This is a genomic window from Streptomyces sp. SID1328 (assembly GCF_009865595.1).
Classification (GTDB): Bacteria; Actinomycetota; Actinomycetes; order Streptomycetales; family Streptomycetaceae; genus Streptomyces; species Streptomyces griseoluteus.
Map to the genome: position 1 here is coordinate 1 of NZ_WWKH01000500.1, position 2,870 is coordinate 2,870.

Annotated in this window: 3 protein-coding genes; 1 reads left to right on the forward strand and 2 read right to left on the reverse strand. The window is 73.6% G+C overall.

Annotated elements, in window-relative coordinates:
• The coding region (locus tag GT030_RS36480) for a DUF2510 domain-containing protein (RefSeq protein ID WP_237522481.1) at positions 1-544 on the reverse strand (544 nt) is incomplete at its 3' end.
• A 234-nt stretch (positions 545-778) separates the two neighbouring features.
• On the opposite strand from GT030_RS36480, the gene GT030_RS15710 reads away from it, so the two are divergent.
• On the forward strand, positions 779-1,192 hold the full coding sequence (locus tag GT030_RS15710; protein WP_086695857.1) for an SsgA family sporulation/cell division regulator: 414 nt from the start codon (positions 779-781) through the stop codon (positions 1,190-1,192).
• 11 nt (positions 1,193-1,203) lie between these two features.
• Here the strand turns inward: GT030_RS15710 and GT030_RS15715 are convergent, their stop codons facing one another.
• Positions 1,204-2,619: an FAD-linked oxidase C-terminal domain-containing protein gene (locus tag GT030_RS15715; RefSeq protein WP_161201648.1), complete on the reverse strand. Its 1,416-nt coding sequence runs from the start codon at positions 2,617-2,619 to the stop codon at positions 1,204-1,206.
• Between the last annotated feature and the right edge of the window lie 251 nt (positions 2,620-2,870).

The following is a 2,870-nucleotide window of genomic DNA, read 5'->3' on the forward strand; positions in this document are numbered from 1 at the left end:
GGGCGGGGCCACCGGCCGCGAGGGCACCTTCGCCGACGGACCCCCGGGGCGCGGCGGGCCCGAACCCCGCGACGGGGTCCACACCTCCGGCCGGGCCGGAACTCCCCTCGCGCGCGGCTGCGGAAGAAGCGGGCCCGAACCGCTCGTCGTCCCCGGCGCCCGCCACCGGTCCCCGGGCCTCCTCGGCCCCCGGCACTACCCGCCGGAACGTCATCGTCCCGTCGTCCCGCCGGCCCCCCGCCGCCGGACCCGGAGTCGGGCGGCGGAAGAGGAAGGTGTCCGGGGGCGCCTCGCCCCGGGCCGCCGGAACGTCGGCGGAGCCGCCCTCCTCGAAGAAATGCGGACCCGTCTCCTCCACAGGGGGCGTGTCGGGGCCGGAGGTTGACGGAGCGGTGAGCGGTTCGCCGTCCGCGGGGGCGGGGCGGCTGGTGCCGGGCACCCAGGCGGTGCCGTTCCAGTAGCGGACGTAGCCGGGGATGGACGGGTCCGGGTAGTAGCCCTCACGGGGCCTGTCGTCACCGTGGGCCGGCGTAGGGGCGCTCATGTCCGTCGTCCCGTATCTGCTCGGGGGTGGAAGGGAGCCTCCACATCTATCAGACCCGGGGCGCCCCTTACCCCTCTCCGCCCGCAGCCGACCCCTTCCGGGCGATGCCGTGGAGCTCCTGGCCACCGGTTGGAAAAAAATTTCCGGGAACCCGCGTAATGACCGCGCCCCTGCCCCCTCTCTCCTGGCACGGGCCCGTCCGAGCGGCCCCCGGTCAGGTGAAGGAGACAGGTCATGGAGCACACGGTGGTGGAGCGCGAACTGGAGCTGAGGCTCATCCTCTCGCCGGAGCGGAGCATCCCGGTCCCGGCCCGGCTCGCGTACCGGTCGGACGACCCCTACGCCGTCCACATCACCTTCCACGTCAACTCCGACTCCCCCGTGCACTGGACGTTCGCCCGCGAGCTGCTGGTGGAGGGCGTGTTCCGGCCGTGCGGGCACGGGGACGTGCGGGTGTGGCCGACGAAGGTGAACGGCCGCAGCGTGGTGCTGATGGCGCTCAGCTCGCCGGACGGCGACGCCCTGCTGGAGGCGCCCACCCCGCAGGTGTCCGCGTGGCTGGAGCGGACGCTGCGGGCGGTGCCGCCGGGCGCCGAGGCCGCCCGGCTCGGCATCGACGACGCGCTCGACCAGTTGCTGGCCAGGTGAGGCGCCCCGGCTCAGAAGAGCTTGCCGGGATTGAGGATGCCGAGCGGGTCGAAGACGTCCTTCACGGCCCGCTGCATCTCCATCCCCACGGGCCCGAGTTCGCGCGCCAGCCACTCCTTCTTCAGCACGCCCACCCCGTGCTCGCCGGTGATGGTGCCGCCGAGTTCGAGGCCGAGGGCCATGATCTCGTCGAAGGACTCGCGGGCGCGGCGGGACTCGTCCTCGTCCAGCGCGTCGAAGCAGACCGTGGGGTGGGTGTTGCCGTCACCGGCGTGCGCGCACAGGCCGATGGTCAGGTCGTACTTGGCGGCGATCCGCTCGACGCCCTCCAGCATCGCGCCGAGCTTCGAGCGCGGCACGCACACGTCGTCGATCATCGTGGTGCCCTTGACCGCCTCCAGTGCGACGAGCGACATCCGCCGTGCCTGGAGCAGCAGTTCGGACTCGGCGGCGTCGTCGGCGACGACCACCCCGGTGGCCCCGGCCGCCTCGCACAGGGCGCCGACGGCGGCCAGGTCGGCGGCGGGCTCCGGGGTGTCGAAGGCGGCCAGCAGCAGTGCCTCGGTGGACTCCGGCAGACCCATCCGGGCGAAGTCGTTTACGGCCTTGACGGTGGTGCGGTCCATCATCTCCAGCAGCGAGGGCACATGGCCGCCGGCCATGATCGAGCACACCGCGTCGCACGCCTCGGCGGCGGTGGCGAACTCGGCGGCCAGCACCAGTTGCCGGGGCGGCTTGGGCCGGAGCCCGAGCACGGCGCGGACCACGATGCCGAGCGAGCCCTCGGAGCCGACGAACAGCCGGGTCAGGTCGTACCCGGCGACGCCCTTCGCGGTGCGGCGGCCGGTGGACATCAGACGGCCGTCGGCGAGGACGACCTCCAGCCCGAGGACGTACTCGGCCGTCACCCCGTACTTGACGCAGCACAGGCCGCCCGAGGCGGTGCCGATGTTGCCGCCGATGGTGCAGGTCTCCCAGCTCGACGGGTCCGGCGGGTAGTACAGCCCGTGCTCCTCCACCGCGCGGGAGAGCACGGCGTTGACGACGCCCGGTTCGACGACGGCGATCCGGTCGACGGGGCTGATCTCCAGGATGCGGTCCATCTTGGTGAGGGACAGCACGATGCAGCCCTCGGAGGCGTTGGCGGCGCCGGACAGCCCGGTGCGGGCGCCCTGCGGGACGACCGGCACGCGGAGCGCGGTGGCGGTGCGCAGCACGTGCTGGACCTGTTCGACGGTGCGTGGCAGGACCACGGCGGCGGGGGCCCCGGCCGGGCAGAAGCTCGCCATGTCGTGCGCGTAGGAGGCGGTGACGTCGGGATCGGTGAGCACGGCCCCGGCGGGCAGCCCCGCCAGCAGCGCTTCGATGAGGTTCTCGGCGGGCGCGGTGTCGCCGTCACGGGGTGCTTCGATACGGCTCATGATCACAGCGTGGCACTCGGGGCCATCGGTGTGAACCCCGCACGCGCCGCCCTTGGGCCACCCGGATGTGCTCGTCATATTGACGCACAGTGAACGGCATGGCGAAGAGACAGGACGATGACGCGCGGCCCGGTACGTCCCTGGTGGCCGAGCCCCCGCCGCGCCGCCCCCGGCGATGGCTGCGCCGCACGCTCCTCACCGTGGCGGCGGGCGGGGCCGCGGCGGGCGTGGCGCTGACGCTGCTGCCGCGCGAGGCG